The organism is Burkholderia sp. BCC0398, assembly GCF_902833245.1.
In the GTDB taxonomy this organism is placed as follows: domain Bacteria; phylum Pseudomonadota; class Gammaproteobacteria; order Burkholderiales; family Burkholderiaceae; genus Burkholderia; species Burkholderia sola.
In genome coordinates this window covers 127,627-145,221 of record NZ_CADFEM010000016.1, presented here as the reverse complement: position 1 = coordinate 145,221, position 17,595 = coordinate 127,627, and the positions used below count along the sequence as shown (strand labels likewise).

Genomic DNA, 17,595 nt, shown 5'->3' with positions numbered 1-17,595 from the left:
AACAGACCGATGAGCAAGGATCTTCGATTGCCGACGTACGAACAGTTTCTCGAATACCGCGCGACCGTCATTCGGGCGATCGCCCTCGCCTGGCATTCGCCGGCGTTTCTCGACAAGCTCGAGGCCGATCCGGTCCATGCGTTGCGCGAGCAGTTCGACTATCACTTTCCGTTCAAGCTCGACCTGAAGGTGCAGGTCAAATCGTCGGAATGGACGCCAACCGTCAACGGCGACTGGACGGCCGGCCAGAAAAACAAGCTGACGCTGTACCTGCCGCCCGCGCCGGCCGACGAGACGCAGTTCGCGCAGGCGCTGGCCGCGTACAACGCGGACCACATCACCATCATGGAATGACTCCGGAGAAACCGACATGGCAAAGGACAACGCCAATCCGACGCTCGAATCGATGCTGGAGTTTCAGAAGATCTATCTGCGTGCGATCGCGCTTTCGTGGCGCGATCCGGCGTTCAAGGCCGAATTGCTGGACCGGCCGCTGGATACGCTCGCGAAATACTTCGGCTATCAGTGTCCGTGGATCATCGACATCGACATCGAGAAGACGGGCGCCGATCATGGCTGGACGAGCGACGGGAAAGGCGGCGGGAGCTGGAACCTGCCACGCAACGTGATGACCGTCGGCATACCGGCGCAGCCGGCACGCCTGGACGAGGAGGCGGTGGCGCTCGCGGCCTACTGCGACGCGGGGCCGTGCTACCTGTTCACCTGCTGCTGACCGGGCGCGGCCGACCCGCGCACCGTCGCGCGGCCCGGGAGGGTTGCCGGGCCGCGCGACGTTTGTCCGACCCCGTCGCACGGAACCCGACGATGCTCGATGATCTCTCGCGCGTATTGCGCTTCAAGCCGCATTTGCTCGTGCTCGATGCCGGGCCCGAGACCCTGTTCGTCGTCGACGAATTCAAGCGCGCGATGCTGTCCGGCGCAATCTTCGTGCGGATCGCCGCGTGCCTGCGGGCGCGCATGACGACTGCCGAGATCGTGACGTCGCTTGCCCGCACGTTCGGCGAATGGGAGGTGCTTGCGCGGCTCGACCATCTGGTGCGGCGCGGCTACGTGCGCGCCGATCCGCCGCACGGCGACGACGCGGCGCGCGGTTTCTTCGAGCGCGCCGGGCTCGACGGCGACGCCGCGTGCGCGCGCGTGGCGCAACTGCGTGTCGCGGTGGAGACGTTCGGCGCGGACGGCGCGGCGCTCCGGCGCGCACTCGACACGGCCGGCATCGGCGTCGTGAAGGATGCCGAACTGACCGTCGCGATCGTCGATACGCACGACCGTGACGATCTCGCCGCGTGCGCCGCCCGCGTGGCGGCGCGCGGCGGTGCGCTGCTCGTCGTGGCGACCGGCGGCGTGCAGACGCTGATCGGGCCGTTGCTGGCCGGCAGCGGTAACGGCAGTGGCGTCGGCGCGCTCGCCGATGCGCCGTGCATCGAATGCGTGCGCTACTGGATTCGCATCAACCGGCCGGTCGAGGCGCTGCTGGCGCGCCATCATGGCAGCGACGCGACGCATGTGCCGCCGGCCACCTCGCGTGCGGGGGCCGCGGCGGCCGCGGCGCTCCTGGCCGCGACGGTCGAGCAGATCGCCGTCAATCGCGCGATCGCGGAACGTGCGCAAACGCACATCGTCGCGCATCGCCTCGACACGCTGGCCGTCGAACCGCACCGCGTGATCCGGCGACCGCAATGCCCGTGCTGCGGGAATCCCGCGTGGATGCGCGAGCAGGCGGCGCGTGCGCCGCGGCTCGCCGGGTCGGTGCCGTTGGCGCGCGCCGACGGTGGCTACCGGGCCGCCGAGCCGCAGCAGGTGTTCGCGCGCCACGCGCATCTGATTTCGCCGGTCAGCGGCGCAATCGCGTATCTGCATCCGATGCCGAAGCGGCACGCGGGCCTGCGCAAGGTCTATGCATCGGGTTTTCTCGTGTGCCCGGCTGCCGTACCGGACGGCAACCGGTTCGACAGGCTCTGCTCCGGCAAGGGCCGCACCGACGAGCAGGCTCGCACGAGTGCGCTGTGCGAAGCGCTCGAACGGTTCAGCAGCGTGTACCAGGGCGACGAGGCGACGGTGACCGGCAGCATCGACAGCCTGCGTGCCGATCCGGCTTGCGACGCCGAGCCGATCCATGTGAACGATCTTCAGCAATTCAGCGAACGGCAATTCGACACGCGCGACGCGATCAACGCATTGACACGCGATGTCCGCAAGCAGGTGCCGCCGCGCTTCACGTCGTGCGACGCGATCGACTGGACGCCTGCGTGGTCGCTCGTGACCGGCCGGCGCCGTCTCGTGCCGCTGAGCTACTGCTACGCGGAAACGCCCGACAGTGCGCGGGTACCGGCCGCCTGCGTGCACAACCCGAACGGCTGCGCGGCCGGGTCGAGCCTCGACGAAGCGATTCTGCAGGGCATGCTCGAATTGATCGAGCGCGATGCGGTCGCGATCTGGTGGTACAACCGGATCGAACGCCCCGGCATCGATCTCGCGAGTTTCGACGATCCGTATTTCGACGCGCTCGTGCACGAATACGCGACGTTCGGATGGCGGGTGTGGGCGCTCGACATCACCACCGATCTCGCGGTGCCGACCGTGGTCGCGCTCGCGGAGAATCCGCGTGACGGGCGTTTCTCGATCGGTTTCGGTTGCCATCCGGACGGCCGGATCGCGGTGCAGCGGGCGCTGACCGAGGTCAACCAGTTGCTCGATATCGCGGCGGATGCGCCCGATCCATGGGATCGCGACAAGCTTTCGTCGACCGGATTTCTGTATCCGGCGGCAGGCACGCCCGCCACGACGCATTCGACGTGGCAACTGGCCGATGCCGCGTCGTTGCCGGCGGCGATCGCGCAGTGCGTCGGGCGCATCGCGGCGGCCGGGATGGACGTGCTCGTCGTCGACAAGACGCGGCCCGACATCGGCTTGTCCGTGGTGCAGGTAATCGCGCCGGGGCTGTGCCATTTCTGGCCGCGTTTCGGCGCGCGACGGCTGTATTCGGTTCCGGTGGAGCGGGGTTGGCGCACGCAGCCGTGCGACGAAACGGCGCTGAATCCGGCGCTGCTGTTTCTGTGACCTTGACTGCGGAATCCTGTGGTCGGCGAACGGCGCGGGCTGCCCAACGCCGACAACCCGCGCCGCATCAGAACCGCGTACTGAAGCCGATGCGCGCGATCGACTGCAACGCGCCGCTCGACGCGCCGTTCGCATCCATCACGCCGTTGATCTGCGCGTGGCTGCCGTGGCCTGCGCGCTGATGCACGCCCGCGACGTACACCATCGTGCGCTTTGACAGCCAGTACTGGACGGCGGCGAGCACCTGGTGCGCATGCGCGTTGTCGAGCGTGTCGTTGCCCTTCATGTACGTGTAGCTCGCGCCGATCACCCATACCGGCGACGGCCGCCACGCGGCACCGGCTTCCGCCGACCACGCGAGCGCGCCATTCCGCGCGTTGTGCACGGTCGTGAAGAGCGCCTTCCCGGTGACCGTGCCGACCGTGTAGTGCACGCCCGCGCCCCAGTTGCGCACGCTGGTGGGCGGCAGCCCGTCGGCCGCGCCGTATTTCTGGTTCGTATAGGCGGCGCCCGCGCCGAACGGGCCGTGGTCGTAGCTTGCGCCGACGCTGACCGTGTTGTTCGCGCCGATCGACCCCGCGACGTTGCCGAAGCCGTACAGCGCGCCGAAGCTCAGGCCCGACAGCGACGGGCTCGTGTACTTGATCGAATTCGCGACGCGATTGCTGCCGGCGACGCGGTCCCAGTCGAATGCGCCGGTCGGATTGTTCGGCAGCGCGAGCCGGTCGAACGGCCCGTTGCGAAAGCCGTACAGGCCGACGAGATCCTGCGCGATCTCGTTGCCGCTGGCGGCCAGCGCATCGACCATGAACTCGTACTGGTTGCCGAGCGTCAGCGTGCCGTACCGGTCGTTCTGCAACCCGACATAGGCCGTGCGCGCAAACAGCCCGCCGCCGATGATCGAGCCGTTGCCGAGCGAATACTGGTTGACGAGCCGGAAGATCGCGCGCGTGCCCGCGCCGAGATCCTCCTTGCCCTCGAAGCCGAGCAGGTTCGGAAAGAAGATGTTGTCGTCGAATTTCGCGGCGCCGTGGTCGCCCTGGTTGCTGACGTAGCTGATGCCGGCATCCATCAGCCCGAACATCGTCACGCTGCTCTGGGCGAACGCCGCCGCCGGAAGTGCGCAGGCCGCGACCGCCAGAAAGGTCTTTTTCGTCATCTCCAAAGTGCTCCTCACATGATCCGATCGAGCCGGAATATTTTTAGTCGGACTACTGATTGATATGAAGAAACATGAACCGGGCGAACCCGGTTCAGCGACAGTCAAAGCAAGCCGTGGCGCGCAACGGGCATCAGCAGGCCTCGTCGATCCTCCGATGCGCCGCGCGCCATGCGCTAGACCGTCGAATACCCGCCGTCCACCGGCACGACCGCGCCGGTGACGAACGACGCGCCGGACGAGCACAGGAACAGGATCACTTCCGCGACTTCGTCGGCCGTGCCCCAGCGCCCGAGCGGCGTGCGCTCGAGGATGCGACGCGACGCCAGCGTGTCGGCCATCAGCCCGCTGCTGAGCGGCGTGTCGATCCAGCCCGGTGCGACCGCGTTCACGCGGATCGCGTGATCGGCCCACGCTTGCGCGAGCGAACGCGTGAGCTGTGCGATGCCGCCCTTGCTCGCGCTGTACGCGGGCCGGTCCTTGCTGCCGAAGTACGTGTACATCGACGCGATATTGACGATGCTGCCGCCGTGCGCCGCCAGCGCGGGCTGCGCGGCGTCGGATGCCCGCATCACCGACGTCAGGTTCACGTTCAGCACGTGCTCGAACTGATCCATCCGGTATTCGTCCGCGTGGCGGCTGATGCCGACGCCGTTGACGAGCACGTCGAGCCGCGGCAGCGCGGCGATCGTGCGCGTCAGTGCCGCGCTGTCGGCCACGTCGAGCTCCACGCAACGGATGCCGGCATGCACGGGCGCATGCGGGCCGGTTGCGTCGAGCCCGAATGCGACGACCGATGCGCCGGCCTGCGCGAACCGCAGCGCGGTGCGCGCGCCGATGCCCGACGTGCCGCCCGTCACGACGACGGACTGCCCTTCAAACGTCCACAGACGACTCATGCTGGACACTCCCGATGGTGGTGGCGCGGCGGGCCGGCCGCTGCGCGGGTGAAACGAGGATCTTGATCTGCGTGCGGTCGGCGAGCAGCGCGTCGAAGCCGTCGGCGACGGCATCTTCGAGCGCGACCGTGCGCGTGACGATCGACGTGAGATCGAGCGCGCCCGACGCGACGATGCGCAGCAGGTCTTCGTACGCATGCCGGTAGCCGACGCTCGCGGTGAAGGTAAGCTCGTCGTTGACCGCGCGGAACGCGTCGAATCCGGCGTGCGGCATCAGGCCGACCATCACGACGCGACCGCCCTTGCGCAATGCCCGCATCGCCGATTCGAACGTGGCCTGCAAGCCGGCCGCTTCGAAGCTCGTATCGACGCCGAGGCCGCCCGTGGCCGCGCGAATCGCGTCCTGCAACGCGGCCGCTTCGAGCTCGCGCGCGTCGAACGCATGGGTCGCACCGAAGCGCGTGGCGGCCGCGAGCCGTTCGGGCGACACGTCGACGGCGACGATCGTCGTCGCGCCCTGCAGCTTCGCGAGCATGATCAGCAGCAGGCCGATCGGCCCGAGCCCGAACACCGCGCAGGTGTCGCCGAGCCGCAGTTCGCCGCGCCGCAGCGCGTGCAGCGCCACGGCGGCCGGCTCCATCACCGCGGCCTGTTCGAGGCTCACGCCGTCCGGCAGGCGATGCAGCATGTAGGCCGGCACGACCGCGAAGTCGGCCATCCCGCCGTCGCCCATCAGCCCGGCGAAGCCCATCGACACGCACAGGTTGTACGACCCGGAGCGGCAGTACGCGCACTGGCTGCAGCGATACTCGGGCTCGACCGCGACGGGGTCGCCCGCGCGCAGCGTCGTCACGCGTTCGCCGACTTCGACGACGGTTCCACAGAACTCGTGGCCGAGCGTCAGCGGCGCGGTGCGGCGCGACAGCGGATGCGGCGCATCGACCGGAATCGCGTGCGGGCCGTCCGCGTATTCGTGCAGGTCGCTGCCGCAGATGCCGCAATACGCGACCGCGATGCGCACGTCGCCGGGGCCGACGCGCGGCGTGTCGATTTCCACGAGACGGACGTCGCGCGGGCCATGCCATTGAAGTGCGCGCATGTCAGCGTCCTCCGAGGTTCTGCGTGTCGAGACGGCCTGCGGCAGCGCCTGCGAGCGCGCGCTTGCGCAGCACGGCCGGTGCGGTTTCGACGAGGCCGAACGACAGCACGCACGCGAGGATCGCGCCGGCAGCCGACGTCCACATCGCGAACTGCAGGCCGTATCGGTCCGCCGCGAAGCCGGCGACGGTCGGCGCGACGAAGCCGCCGATCAGCTCGCCGGCGCCCATGATCAGCCCGAGCGCGCTCGCGATCGCGCGCGGCGGCACCGTTTCGGCCGGAATCGTCGCCATGAACAGCGTGAAGCAGCCGAGCCCCGTGTACGTGGCGAACACGAGTGCGCCGAGCGCCCACACCGAGCCGACGTGGATCAGCACGACCGGGCACGCGGCCGCGACCAGCGCGAACACGATCATCGTCGGCTTGCGGCCGATCCGGTCGGAGATCGCCGGCACCGCGAAGCCCCAGAACACCCACGCGGCGCCGAGGCAGGTCATCACGGCGCCCATGGCGGACGGCGACAGGTGGCGGCTTTCGACGAGGAACACCGGCGCGAACGAGATGATCACGACGAACCACGTGAGGAAGAAGCAACTGATCAGCACGCACAGCAGGATGTTGCGCTCCTTCAGCAGCGCCCAGCGGCTGACCGCCGCGCCGCTTGCGGCCGGTATTGCAGTGGTATCCGCCTGCGTGTGGCGCACGCCGCCGGGCGGTACTTCGCGCACCCAGCGCCAGATGCAGAACGCGATCAGGAAGCCCGGGATGCATGACACGTAGAACGCCTCGCGCCAGCCGTACGCGGTGGCGATGCCGATCACGACCGGCGGGCCGATCATCGCGCCGAGCAGGCCGGCGGCCGAGCCTTGCAGCAGGCCCATGTTCAGCCCGCGGCGGCTCGGCGTCGAACTCTCGACCATCAGCGATTGCGACAGCGGCAGCACGGGGCCTTCGGCGATGCCCATCAGCGCGCGAAATGCGATCAGGCTCGCGAAGCCGCCGACGAGGCCCGACAGCGCCGAGCACACGGAAAAGCCGAGCACGGCCGCGACCAGCAGCGGCTTGCGGGTGCCGCGCGCGTCGGACCACGCGCCGGTGGCGGCGCCCGACAGCGCCCACGTGAGCGCGAGCGCGGACGACACCATGCCGAGCTGCGTGTTCGTCAGGTGCAACTCGGCCGACATGAACGGGAACAAAAACGACAGCGCGAGGCGGTCGAAGAACACGAAGCCGAACGTCATGAACAGGATCAGCAGCAGCCGGTTCTCGTACGTCAAGGCGGGTCTGCAAAAGGAAGGGGACGTCATCGTGAGCCTCGCCGCGCGTCAGCGGAACAGCTTCTCGATCGCTTGCGCGCCGAGGCCGACCTTCTCGTAATGCGCCTTGCACATCGCGATGTACGAATGCACGTCGAAGTAGCCGTCGGGATTGCCTTCGTCGTCGAGCCAGATCAGCGGGCCCGTGACGATGAAGAACGCGCGCATCGGCTCGGGGTGATCGAACGCGACGAGCGTGTGGCCTTCGCCCGGCGTCTCGTACACGAAATCGCCGCGCGTCGCGGTCCATTCGTGCTCCAGGTAGCCCCATTTCCCCGACAGCGTGTACGCGAACACCTCGTGCGGGTGATAGTGCCGGTTCACGAGCCCCGCTTCCTTCGCCATCAGGATGTCGCACCATTTGTTCTGCGACGGCGAGATCCACAGCGGCCGCGACGAAACCGTTTCGGTGAACGGAACGTAATAGCGCTCGTCGTCGGTGGCCGCGTTCGGGATGTAGGCCTCGGGCAGCGCATCGGGCTTGAACGGATTGGCAATCGCCGGGATGTTTTGCCAGAATTCGGATACGGCTTTGTCGACCACGGTTGTCTCCTTGTATGGGTTGTCGTGGGCTCGACTTTAGCCAGCCGGTGTGCGCCGCTCTTGACTGGGCTGGACGAATTGCTTGACCGCGCCGGACATTGCAGCGCACCAAAAATCCAGACGAACCATCCCCCAATCCGTGCCGCTCCGCACGACAGGCGCCCGCAGGAGGCGATGTGACGAATTCGACCGTTCTTTCATGCACGCGAGGCTCGACGGCCGACGTGCCGGCGCGCGACAGGATGGCGTACTGGGATGCATTCAACGCGGCGACGCTGGTCGGCCTGCGCTGCTCGTCGCTGTCGCCGGCCGGGCTCGAAGCCGAGAAGACCGACATCGCGCTGCCGGGCCTCGGCATCGCCGACATCAGCGGGCAGGACCACGTGATCGAACGCAGCCCCGCGCTGGTGCGCCAGTTGCCGAAGGAGTCGCTGTTCGCGTGCCAGATCGTGAGCGGGCGCGCCTATTTCATCCAGCACGACCGGTGTCTGCTCGCGGAAGCCGGCGATGTGGTCGTCTACGACACGCGCGTGCCCTATCTGTTCGGATTCCTGACGCCGATGCGGCAGCTGCTGATCGATATCCCGATCACCACGTTCGACGATCGCCTCGATGCGGCGCTGGCCGCGCTGCCGCTGCGGATCGCGCCGAAGCCGGGCGCGGGCGCGATGCTCGGCGCGACGTTGCGCGCGAGCGTCGAGCGGTTCATGAAGGCGCCGGTCGAGCGCGACGCCGCGCGGTTCGCCGAGCACACGCGCACGCTGATCGCGGAACTCGTCGACACGGAAGTGAACGGCGCGGGCACATCGCGCGCGTCGCTGTCGTACCTGCTGACCGCGAAGCAGTACATCGCGACGCATCTCGGCGAGCCGGAGCTCGCGCCGCAAGCCGTCGCCGATGCGGTCGGGCTGTCGCTGCGGCATCTGGGCCGCCTGTTCGCGGCGGAAGGCGAATCGATCACGCAGCACATCTGGTCGGAACGGCTGTCGCACGCGCACCGCGAGCTGACCGACGCACGGCTGCGCAAGACGAGCATCGGCGAGATCGCGTTTCGCTGGGGATTTTCGAGCCAGGCACACTTCAGCCGCGCGATCCGCGAGCGCTATGGCGCGTCGCCGATGACGCTGCGCGATGCGGCGCGTGAGGCCGGCAGTTGACGCCGGTTTTCCGGTGGGTTCGGCGGCAGCGGCGCGCGCATGACGCGCCGCTTTCGTTTTCGGGGCGATGTAGCGCGCATCGCGTCACTCCGCCAGCATGAACGCCGCACAGCGCTCCGCGATCATGATCGTCGGCGCGTTCGTGTTGCCGGACACGATGCGCGGCATCACCGACGCATCGCAGATCCGCAATCCGTCGACGCCCTGCACCGCGAGACGCGGCGTGACGACCGCGTGCGCGTCGCTGCCCATGCGGCACGTGCCGGCCGGGTGATAGACGGTTTTCGCGCGACGCCGCACGTAGTCGGCGAGCGTGGCATCGGTCAGCGGCTCGGCTTCGCGGACGATGCGCGCGAGCGACGGTGCGCGCAGGATCCGCCGCGCGAGCGCGACGCCGCGCACGAGGCCGTCGACGTCGGCCGGATCGGACAGCGCGCCGCTGTCGAACCGGATCGGCGCGGCCGGATCGTTGCCGCGCAGTTGCACGCGGCCGCGCGAACGCGGCCGGAGCAGGCACGGATTGATCGACAGGCCGTGGCCGGGCAGCGGTTCGCGATCGACGTCGCCGACCAGCGTCGGCAGCACGTGGAACTGGATGTCCGGGCGGCCGCTGCCCGTCGTGTCGACGAATGCGCCCGATTCGACGACGTTCGACGTCAGCAGGCCCGAGCGGCACAGCATCCATTGCAGCCCGTGCCGCAGGGCCTTCCACCCGCGATCCTCGCCCAGCAGGCTGACGGGCGCATCGCTGCGGCCGTAGATCGACACTTCAAGATGGTCCTGATAGTTCGCGCCGACTTCCGGGCTGTCGTGCAGCACGTCGATGCCATGTGCGTGCAGATGCGCGCCGGGCCCGATGCCCGACAGCATCAGCAGCTTCGGCGTGCTCAGTGCGCCGGCCGCGAGCACGACGTCGGCGCGCGCGGCGGCCAAGCCCGTCGCGCCGCTCGCGGTGCGCCATTCGACGCCGCTCGCGCGGCGGCCGTCGAACCGGATGCGCGTCACGCGGCAGCCGGTCAGCACGCGCAGGTTCGGATCGGCGATCACGTCGGCCAGATAGGTGGCCGCGGTGCTGCCGCGCTGCCCGTCGAAGATCGTCGTGTGATAGAAGCCGACGCCATGCTGCGCGGCGCCGTTGAAATCGTCGTTGTACGCGATGCCGGCTTCCTGCGCGGCCTTCACGAACGCGAGGCTCAGCGGATGCCGGAAGCGCGTGTCGCCGACCTTCAACGGCCCGTCGGTGCCGTGGTACGGCTCCGAGAGCCGCAGATGCGATTCGGCGCGCTTGAACACGGGCAGCACGTCGTCCCAACCCCAGCCGGTGCAGCCGAGCGCGGCCCAGTCGTCGTAGTCGTCGCGCGTGCCGCGCACGTACAGCATCGCGTTGACCGAGCTGCCGCCGCCGAGCGTGCGGCCTTGCGGCACGTAGGTCTTGCGTCCCGCCGCGCCCGGCTGCGGCTCGCTCTCGAACGTGACCGTGCGCTGCGTGCCGAGCACGCGGATGAACGTCGCCGGAATCCGGATGAACAGGCTGTCGTCCTTCGGGCCGTCCTCGAGCAGCAGCACGCGCCGGCCGGCCTTCACCAGCCGGTGCGCAACCGCGCAGCCGGCCGACCCGCCGCCGACGACGATGTGGTCGTACGTCTCCATCCCGCTTCTTCTCCTGGCTGTCGGGCGGCGGAACGGATGCCGCCGCGCACGAAGCCAGCTTAGCGAGCAGGTTGGGGCCCTATTTGACCGAGGCGGACGCCGTGCTTGCCTCGCCGGGACATCGCAGGGAGTGGCGGTGGCAGCGGCGAGTATCGGCCTAGGGCGTGAACACGCCCTAGCACGCTCCGGCCGGCGCGCGCGTGTCGCTCGGCGTCTCGCCGAACCGCGCGCGATAGCTGCGGCTGAAGTGCGCGCTGTTGTTGAAGCCCCAGCGGAACGCGATCTCGCTGACCGTCAGGTGCTTCAGCGATCGGTCGCGCAGATCGGCGCGGCAGCGTTCGAGCCGCCGCGCGAGAATGTAGCGCGTGAGCGGCATCCCCTCGATCTCGAAGATGCGCGCGAGCTGGCGCGGCGACAGGTTGATCGCACGGCTGACCAATCGGCTGTCGAGGTCGTCGTCGGCGAGATGGCTGTCGATGAACGCCTTCGCGCGCGACAGCGTGTGGACCGTCGACTTCGTCGGTGACGCGTCACCGTCGTGCAGCCGCAGCATCGATTGCACGAGGTCGAGGATCGCGGCGGCGCGCCGTTCGCGCGCGTCGGGCGTCGGCTCGGACGGCGCGGCGAGCAGCGCAACCACCTGCCGCACGGCCCACGACGCGACGCCGTCGCCGCGGTCGATCTTGACGAGGCTGCGGTAGCGCCACGGGCCGACGCGCGCCTCGAATACGTCGCGCGGCACGTCGAGCACGGTCATCGCCATGTTGGCGGGAAAGCCGTGACCGTACGGCATCGACGTGTCGTACAGCACGAGGTCGCCGGGCCCGTGCTGCATGCAGTCGACGTCCTGGAACGTATAGCCGTGCCCCTCGTGCATCACGCAGATGAACACGGCGTCGCGCTGGTCCGCGTGGATGTTGTGCGGCGTGCGCACGACCGCGTGCCGGTTCGCGACGATGTCGCACGCTCGGAACAACCTGAGATCGCGTTTGCGCAGCGACGCATCGATCCCTTCGGACGACCTTCCGCTGCATTCGATCCGCACGAGCGTGCGCGCGACATGGTCGACCCAGAAGTCGACGCGCTCGGCGCCGCGTACGGCGCGCGTCGAGATCGTGGCGATCTCCGTGCTGGTGTCCGGCATGACGTTCTCCCGATGACGGCCCGAGCGGGGCAGTCTCGGGCACGCCGAACGCCGCGGTCAATCCGTGAAAGACCCGGGGCACGCGCGTGACGCGCTTGCAGCGGGGCGCGGCGGGCGATTGCGCGGTCGATGTCCGTCCGGGTCAACGAACGCGGCTGGGCGAGTCAAGACACGTATGCGGCTTTGGGGTAAGCGTGACCGGCCTACTTCGACTTCGATGAAGACGACGGCAGCCCGAGCGACACGTCCTCCTGATAGCCCATCTTGCCGCCACGGAATTCGACGCTCACGTAACCTGCCCGCCGCGTGTCGGCGACATTCGCGTAGATCGACGTCATCACCATGCCCGCGTCGCAGTCGAGCGCGATCGTGCGATCGATGCGGCCCGTCGCGATGTTCACGGCCCGCAGCGACCGCATCGCGATGCCGCACTTGTCGGACAGCGCGTAGACGCCGACCAGCATGTGCGTCTTCGTGCGATACCACATCGGGATATCGACGCTGCCGTCGAGTTGCAGGTGCTGCGTATCGGTGTCGTTCAGCCGGCCGACTTCGTTCAGCGTGATCGGCAGCGTCTTGCGGCCGTCGTCCCACGTGCCGGTTGCCGTTTTCCCGACGACGACGAGCGCGATCGGGCAGGGCTTCGGCCGTGACGGCGCCGCGGCCGGCACGACCGGCGAGTCGGCATTCGATGCGGGCGATGACGCTTCGCACAGCGTCAGGCGGCCGTCGGGCTCGCGGTGGCCGCGCAACGGGATCGGTTTGCGATGCGCGTCGTAGTAGTAGCTGCCGTCGACGCGCCAGCGGCCCGCGTCGTTGTGGTTGATCGCGTCGTAGGTCTGCACGGACACGTGCACCGGCGCGTTGCCGATCGTGCCGGTGTAGTTCGCGACTTCGTACCAGCCCGCGAAGGATACGGCCGGTGCGCAGGCGAGCAGCGCGGCGATCGTTGCGACGAGCGGACGGCCATGACGGACGTAACGGGAACGGCGGGCAAGGTGGTTCATCGGCGGTTTTTATGTGTGGTTTTGATTCGGCGCGAAGAAGCCCGGTCGAGCCCCGCGGCCATCGGATGCTCGCCATTGCATCCATCCGTCCTGCATGACTCGCAGGCAAGCCGCGGAACCGCCTGCCCGTGCGATTCCGTCGGCCTGCCGCCGGCGGCTTCAAGGCGCGCTGGCTTCGTCGATCCGGCGGATGTCGTCCCGATCGAGCGTGACGCGGATCGCTTCGCCGAGCAGCGCGAGCTGCTCGAGCGACGTCGCGCTCGCGATCGGCGCGGTGATCGTCGGCCGCGCGATCTGCCATGCGAGCGCGATCGCGGCCGGCTGCGTGCCGTGCTTCGCCGATACGGCGTCGAGCGCGGCGAGGATGCGCAGGCCGCGTTCGTTCAGATAGCCGGCGACGCGATCGCCGCGCACGCTCTTCTTCAGGTCGGCCTCGCTGCGGTACTTGCCCGACAGGAACCCGCTCGCGAGCGCGTAGTAGTTGACGACGCCGAGCTTCAGGTCGCGCACGACCGGCTCGAGATCGCGTTCGTAGTCGGCGCGGTTGAGCAGGTTGTATTCGGGCTGGATGACCTGGTACGCGGGTAGCCCGTCGCGCGCGCTGATGGCGGCGGCTTCGCGCAGGCGCGCGCCGCTGTAGTTCGACGCGCCGAGGATGCGTACCTTGCCCGCGTCGATCAGCGTTTGATACGCGCCGAGCGTTTCTTCGAGCGGGGCCGTGTCGGCCAGATCGCGGTGCGAGAAATACAGGTCGATGTAGTCGGTCTGCAGGCGGCGCAGCGAATCGTCGGCGGCCTTCAGGATGTTGTCTTTCGACAGCCCCGCGCGCGTGCCGAGCATGCCGACCTTGGTCGCGATCACGACCTGCTCGCGCTTGCCGGAGCGCTTCAGCCACTTGCCGATGATCGTTTCCGATTCGCCGCCTTGGTTGCCGGGCGCCCAGGCCGAATAGACGTCGGCCGTGTCGATGAAGTTGATGCCGGTGTCGGCGAGTGCGTCGAGCAATGCGAACGATGCGTTCTCGTCGACGGTCCAGCCGAAGACGTTGCCGCCGAACGCGAGCGGCGAAACCTGGATGCTGGATGTACCGAGGGTGCGATGTGCCACGTTCCTCTCCGATAACGGCAGGTAACGGGATTGAACTGCGGGATGGGTCGAGACGATCCCGGCGGGACGGCAGGATGCGCGGTGCGGTTCCGCCGTGGTCGCGGGACACCGGACATTCTCGCCGATCGTTTCGATTCGTGCAGGCGCAGTAACGCCGCGATGGTGGACGGCTTGCGGCAGATGGCGGAGACCGCGTCCGCTGCATGCGTATTCCGTGCGGTTGCGTTGGATCGGGAGCGAATTTTGCGGCGACGTGCGCGACGGGAATCACGCAGCTTGCGCTGGCGTGGTGCCCACGCGGAGGGAAAGCCGGGCGGCAGGGCGCCGCCCGTTTGCAGAAGGTTCGGTCAGCGCAACTGCACCGCCGCGAGGAACAGCACCATGCTGCCGATCGCGCCATCCAGCACGCGCCACGCGACCGCCTTGCGGAACCACGGCGCCAGCAATCGCGCGCCATAGCCGAGCCCGAGGAACCACACGACGCTGACCGTCATCGCGCCGATCGCGAACGCGAGCCGCGCGCCTTCCGGCTCGCGCGCGCCGGCCGTGCCGATCAGCAGGAACGTGTCGAGATACACATGCGGGTTGAGCCAAGTGAACGCGAGCGTCATCAGCACGATCGCGAGCGCGCCCTGCGGCGGCGGCGCGACCGCGTTGCCGCGCACGTCGAGCGTGTCGTGGCCCGGCTTGAACGCACGGCGCAGCGCGTTGATGCCGAACCACGCGAGATACGCGAGGCCGACGTACAGCACCGCATGGACGAAGGTCGGATAGCGCTCGACGAGCGCCGAAGCGCCGCCGACGCCCGCGCCGATCAGGATCATGTCGGACACCGCGCACAGCAGCACGATCTTGCCGACGTGCGAGCGCATGATGCCCTGGCGCAGCACGAATGCGTTCTGCGCGCCGATGGTGACGATGAGCGACGCGCATAGTGCGACGCCGTGGGAAAAAGCGAGCCAGTTCATGAGGGGACAGCCGTGGAAGCAGTAGACGAATCAATCGGGTAGCGCTAGTCTGCGATCGGCACGAAAATAAGAGAAGCTAAATCACCTAATGCGGATTAAGGAAATCTAATGCTCGACTACGCGTTGCTCGATGCCCTCGCGGCCGTGATCCGGCACGGTTCGTTCGAGCGGGCGGCCAAGGAGCTGAACGTCACGCCGTCGGCCGTGTCGCAGCGCGTGAAGCTGCTGGAGGAGCGGGTCGGCAGCGTGCTCGTCAAGCGCGGGCAGCCGTGTGTCGCGACCACGTCGGGCGCGCTGCTGTGCCGGCATACCGAACGCGTGCAACTGCTGGAAGCCGAACTGGGCGGCCGGATGCCCGCATTGCCGGGCCAGATCGCGAGCGCGTGGCCGACGTTGCGCGTGGCCGTCAACGACGACAGCGTCGCGACGTGGTTCATCGACGCGGTCGGCCCGTTCTGCACCGAGCGCGAGACGCTGCTCGATCTCGTGATCGACGATCAGGATTACACGGCGTCGCGCATCCGCGACGGCAGCGTGCAGGGCGCGGTGACCGCGCAGGCCGAGCCGATCCAGGGGTGCCGGTCGGAGCGGCTCGGTCGGATCCGTTATCGTGCGGTGTGCTCGCCGGCGTTTTACGCGCGCTATTTCGACGCGGGGATCACGCGCGATGCGCTGCGCCGCGCGCCGTGCGTGATGTTCAATCCGAAGGACGGGTTGCAGGCGCGTTTCATCCGGCGCGTGACGCGCGCGGATCTCGATCCGCCGCAGCACTGGATACCGCACGTCGCGGGCTATCTGCGCGCATGCGAAACGGGATTGGGATGGGGGATGTGCCCGGACCGGATGGTCGACCGCCAACTGGCGGCGGGTGAATTGATCGACATGTCGCGCGGGCGCACCATCGACATCGATCTGTACTGGCAGAGCTGGCGTCTGTCGATCGGCTGGCTCGACGATTTCAGCGCGGCGCTGAAGGCGCGCGCCGCGTTGTTTCTCGATTGACCCGCGACATGATGCAGGCGGCGCGCGCGAGATGCGCGCCGTGCGGCGTCAGACGTGTTGCAGGCCGTCGAAGTCGACGATCTGCACGTGGCGGCCCTGCATTTCGATCAGGCCGCGCTTCTGGAATTTCGACAGCGTGCGGCTGACCGTTTCGAGCGTCATGCCGAGATAGCTGCCGATGTCCTCGCGCGTCATCCGCAGGTTGAATTCCGACGGCGAGTAGCCGCGCTTCAGGTAGCGCGACGACACGTCGAGCAGGAAAGCGGCGACGCGCTCTTCGGCATTCAGCGAACCGAGCAGCATCGTTTGCGACGTTTCGCGCACGATCTGTTCGCTCATCAGCTTGTGCATGCGCAATTGCATCGAGCCGGCTTCCGAGCACAGCGCCTTGAGCGCGCTGTACGGGATCACGCAGACCGAGCTGTCTTCCAGCGCGACCGCGGTGCGCGGGTGCGTATCGTCGCAGATGCCGTCGAGGCCGAGCGCTTCGCCGGCGAGATGCAGGCCCGTGACCTGTTCGCGGCCGTCATGGCGCGTCGCGACGGTTTTCAGCGAACCCGAGCGCACCGCGTACAGGTTGTCGAATGCGTCGCCTTCGCGGAACAGCGCTTCGCCGCGCTTGACCGGGCGCGCCGCGCAGATGACCGACTCGAGGCGGCTGAGCGCTTCGGGCGCCAGGCCCTGCGGCATGCACAGGTGCCGCATCGCGCACGACGAGCAGTGTGCGGCCTGGCGGGGAGCCCAGCTACCGGTATGGGGCACGGCGGCGGGGCGGGTGGCGACGGGCGTCAGCATGATCGTTTACTCCGGCATTGGATCGACGAAATCATTGTCCCACCGCAAGTTGCCGCTGTCGGGTGACAAAACGTCGCGACCGGCCGCGCATGCCGAACGCCGCTCAGGCAGCCGGCTCGTCCGCGCTGGCGGCCGCCGGGATCAGCAGCACCGGCAGCGTCGCGTGGCGCACGCATTGTTCGGCGATGCTGCCGAGCACGAGGCGGCGGAAGCCGCGGCGGCCGTGCGTGCCGAGCACGAGCAGATCGGCGCCGAACGCTTTCGCGCCGTCGAGGATCAGCGACGACACGTCGTTGAGCGACGTCGCTTCGTTCAGCCGCGTTTCGCCTTTCACGCCGGCGGCCTGCATCAGCTTCGCGAAATCCTGCGCGAGCGCGTTGCCCTGCGCGACGAGCTGATCGCGCAGCACGGACGGATCGTAGCCGGGCACGTTGTAGTAGATCGCGGCGTTCTCGACGACGTAGAACGGCTGCAGCTCCGCGCCGTGCGATTTCGCGAGCGCCAGCGCGGCATCGAACGCATGGCGGGACGTGTCGCTGCCGTCGACGGCAACCAGAATTCGCTTGTACATAGTGTCTCCGAGTGGCGGGTTGAAACGAAGTCGGCCGGATGGCCGATCGGGGTGGGCAATACGCAACGCTGCGAGGCAGGGTAAACCAACGGTCGCGA

General features: G+C 68.3%; 17 protein-coding genes. 5 read left to right on the top strand and 12 right to left on the bottom strand.

The genetic code is table 11. The annotated features are described in order from the left end of the window. Positions 1-9 precede the first annotated feature (9 nt). The 3 genes from HWX76_RS29775 (at position 10) to HWX76_RS29765 (ending at position 3,081) form a co-directional block, all read left to right on the top strand. A complete protein-coding gene (locus HWX76_RS29775; RefSeq protein WP_050017207.1) occupies positions 10-354 on the top strand; it encodes a BMA_0021/BMA_0022 family TOMM bacteriocin in 345 nt (114 codons plus the stop codon). A gap of 16 nt (positions 355-370) precedes the next feature. After that, positions 371-733 carry a BMA_0021/BMA_0022 family TOMM bacteriocin gene (locus HWX76_RS29770; RefSeq protein ID WP_050017206.1) on the top strand — a complete coding sequence of 121 codons (363 nt, stop codon included), beginning with the start codon at positions 371-373 and terminating at the stop codon, positions 731-733. 92 nt (positions 734-825) lie between these two features. Further along, positions 826-3,081 (top strand): TOMM precursor leader peptide-binding protein, encoded by a 2,256-nt coding sequence (locus HWX76_RS29765; RefSeq protein WP_176016759.1) that lies wholly within the window; start codon positions 826-828, stop codon positions 3,079-3,081. A 67-nt stretch (positions 3,082-3,148) separates the two neighbouring features. Here the strand turns inward: HWX76_RS29765 and HWX76_RS29760 are convergent, their stop codons facing one another. From HWX76_RS29760 to HWX76_RS29740, 5 genes are all read right to left on the bottom strand, one after another. Next, positions 3,149-4,240 (bottom strand): porin, encoded by a 1,092-nt coding sequence (locus HWX76_RS29760; RefSeq protein ID WP_176016758.1) that lies wholly within the window; start codon positions 4,238-4,240, stop codon positions 3,149-3,151. Positions 4,241-4,416: 176 nt separating this feature from the next. Beyond that, positions 4,417-5,139 (bottom strand): SDR family NAD(P)-dependent oxidoreductase, encoded by a 723-nt coding sequence (locus HWX76_RS29755; RefSeq protein WP_176016757.1) that lies wholly within the window; start codon positions 5,137-5,139, stop codon positions 4,417-4,419. After that, on the bottom strand, positions 5,117-6,238 hold the full coding sequence (locus HWX76_RS29750; RefSeq protein WP_176016756.1) for a 2,3-butanediol dehydrogenase: 1,122 nt from the start codon (positions 6,236-6,238) through the stop codon (positions 5,117-5,119). Before HWX76_RS29750 ends, HWX76_RS29755 begins: the two co-directional genes overlap by 23 nt. 1 nt (position 6,239) lies before the next feature. After that, entirely contained in the window at positions 6,240-7,544 is a 1,305-nt protein-coding gene (locus tag HWX76_RS29745; protein ID WP_089489950.1) for an MFS transporter, read from the bottom strand. 18 nt (positions 7,545-7,562) lie between these two features. Beyond that, a complete protein-coding gene (locus HWX76_RS29740) occupies positions 7,563-8,096 on the bottom strand; it encodes a 2,4'-dihydroxyacetophenone dioxygenase family protein (RefSeq protein ID WP_050017200.1) in 534 nt (177 codons plus the stop codon). A gap of 176 nt (positions 8,097-8,272) precedes the next feature. Here HWX76_RS29740 and HWX76_RS29735 point away from each other — a divergent pair, with 176 nt between their 5' ends. After that, positions 8,273-9,253 (top strand): helix-turn-helix domain-containing protein, encoded by a 981-nt coding sequence (locus HWX76_RS29735; RefSeq protein ID WP_050017199.1) that lies wholly within the window; start codon positions 8,273-8,275, stop codon positions 9,251-9,253. Positions 9,254-9,337: 84 nt separating this feature from the next. On the opposite strand, the gene HWX76_RS29730 is transcribed toward HWX76_RS29735, so the two are convergent. From HWX76_RS29730 to HWX76_RS29710, 5 genes are all read right to left on the bottom strand, one after another. Further along, a complete protein-coding gene (locus tag HWX76_RS29730) occupies positions 9,338-10,903 on the bottom strand; it encodes a GMC family oxidoreductase N-terminal domain-containing protein (protein WP_176016755.1) in 1,566 nt (521 codons plus the stop codon). A gap of 175 nt (positions 10,904-11,078) precedes the next feature. Next, the gene (locus tag HWX76_RS29725) at positions 11,079-12,047 is read right to left on the bottom strand and encodes a helix-turn-helix domain-containing protein (protein WP_176016754.1); all 969 of its coding nucleotides are present in this window, start codon (positions 12,045-12,047) and stop codon (positions 11,079-11,081) included. 203 nt (positions 12,048-12,250) lie between these two features. After that, a complete protein-coding gene (locus HWX76_RS29720) occupies positions 12,251-13,054 on the bottom strand; it encodes a hypothetical protein (protein ID WP_176016753.1) in 804 nt (267 codons plus the stop codon). A 159-nt stretch (positions 13,055-13,213) separates the two neighbouring features. Next, positions 13,214-14,161 (bottom strand): aldo/keto reductase, encoded by a 948-nt coding sequence (locus HWX76_RS29715; protein ID WP_050017195.1) that lies wholly within the window; start codon positions 14,159-14,161, stop codon positions 13,214-13,216. A 347-nt stretch (positions 14,162-14,508) separates the two neighbouring features. Beyond that, positions 14,509-15,129 (bottom strand): LysE/ArgO family amino acid transporter, encoded by a 621-nt coding sequence (locus HWX76_RS29710; RefSeq protein ID WP_124631482.1) that lies wholly within the window; start codon positions 15,127-15,129, stop codon positions 14,509-14,511. Between the two features lie 108 nt (positions 15,130-15,237). On the opposite strand from HWX76_RS29710, the gene HWX76_RS29705 reads away from it, so the two are divergent. After that, positions 15,238-16,131, top strand: coding sequence for a LysR family transcriptional regulator ArgP (locus HWX76_RS29705; RefSeq protein ID WP_006480142.1), 894 nt, complete (start codon positions 15,238-15,240; stop codon positions 16,129-16,131). Between the two features lie 48 nt (positions 16,132-16,179). Here HWX76_RS29705 and fnr read toward each other — a convergent pair whose 3' ends face one another. Together fnr and HWX76_RS29695 are read right to left on the bottom strand one after the other, a co-directional pair. After that, on the bottom strand, positions 16,180-16,926 hold the full coding sequence (fnr, locus tag HWX76_RS29700; protein WP_069621242.1) for a fumarate/nitrate reduction transcriptional regulator Fnr: 747 nt from the start codon (positions 16,924-16,926) through the stop codon (positions 16,180-16,182). Positions 16,927-17,029: 103 nt separating this feature from the next. Further along, complete coding sequence (locus tag HWX76_RS29695) at positions 17,030-17,497, bottom strand: universal stress protein (protein WP_124557177.1); 468 nt, start codon at positions 17,495-17,497, stop codon at positions 17,030-17,032. Positions 17,498-17,595: the final 98 nt, after the last annotated feature.

Excerpts from the sequence above, each read along its gene's own strand:
- HWX76_RS29760 (WP_176016758.1), bottom strand. The coding sequence starts at position 4,240 with ATGACGAAAAAGACCTTTCTGGCGGTCGCGGCCTGCGCACTTCCGGCG.
- HWX76_RS29695 (WP_124557177.1), bottom strand. The coding sequence starts at position 17,497 with ATGTACAAGCGAATTCTGGTTGCCGTCGACGGCAGCGACACGTCCCGC.
- HWX76_RS29775 (WP_050017207.1), top strand. The coding sequence starts at position 10 with ATGAGCAAGGATCTTCGATTGCCGACGTACGAACAGTTTCTCGAATAC.
- HWX76_RS29750 (WP_176016756.1), bottom strand. The coding sequence starts at position 6,238 with ATGCGCGCACTTCAATGGCATGGCCCGCGCGACGTCCGTCTCGTGGAA.
- HWX76_RS29725 (WP_176016754.1), bottom strand. The coding sequence starts at position 12,047 with ATGCCGGACACCAGCACGGAGATCGCCACGATCTCGACGCGCGCCGTA.
- HWX76_RS29720 (WP_176016753.1), bottom strand. The coding sequence starts at position 13,054 with ATGAACCACCTTGCCCGCCGTTCCCGTTACGTCCGTCATGGCCGTCCG.
- HWX76_RS29755 (WP_176016757.1), bottom strand. The coding sequence starts at position 5,139 with ATGAGTCGTCTGTGGACGTTTGAAGGGCAGTCCGTCGTCGTGACGGGC.
- HWX76_RS29710 (WP_124631482.1), bottom strand. The coding sequence starts at position 15,129 with ATGAACTGGCTCGCTTTTTCCCACGGCGTCGCACTATGCGCGTCGCTC.
- fnr (WP_069621242.1), bottom strand. The coding sequence starts at position 16,926 with ATGCTGACGCCCGTCGCCACCCGCCCCGCCGCCGTGCCCCATACCGGT.
- HWX76_RS29770 (WP_050017206.1), top strand. The coding sequence starts at position 371 with ATGGCAAAGGACAACGCCAATCCGACGCTCGAATCGATGCTGGAGTTT.
- HWX76_RS29730 (WP_176016755.1), bottom strand. The coding sequence starts at position 10,903 with ATGGAGACGTACGACCACATCGTCGTCGGCGGCGGGTCGGCCGGCTGC.
- HWX76_RS29705 (WP_006480142.1), top strand. The coding sequence starts at position 15,238 with ATGCTCGACTACGCGTTGCTCGATGCCCTCGCGGCCGTGATCCGGCAC.
- HWX76_RS29765 (WP_176016759.1), top strand. The coding sequence starts at position 826 with ATGCTCGATGATCTCTCGCGCGTATTGCGCTTCAAGCCGCATTTGCTC.
- HWX76_RS29745 (WP_089489950.1), bottom strand. The coding sequence starts at position 7,544 with ATGACGTCCCCTTCCTTTTGCAGACCCGCCTTGACGTACGAGAACCGG.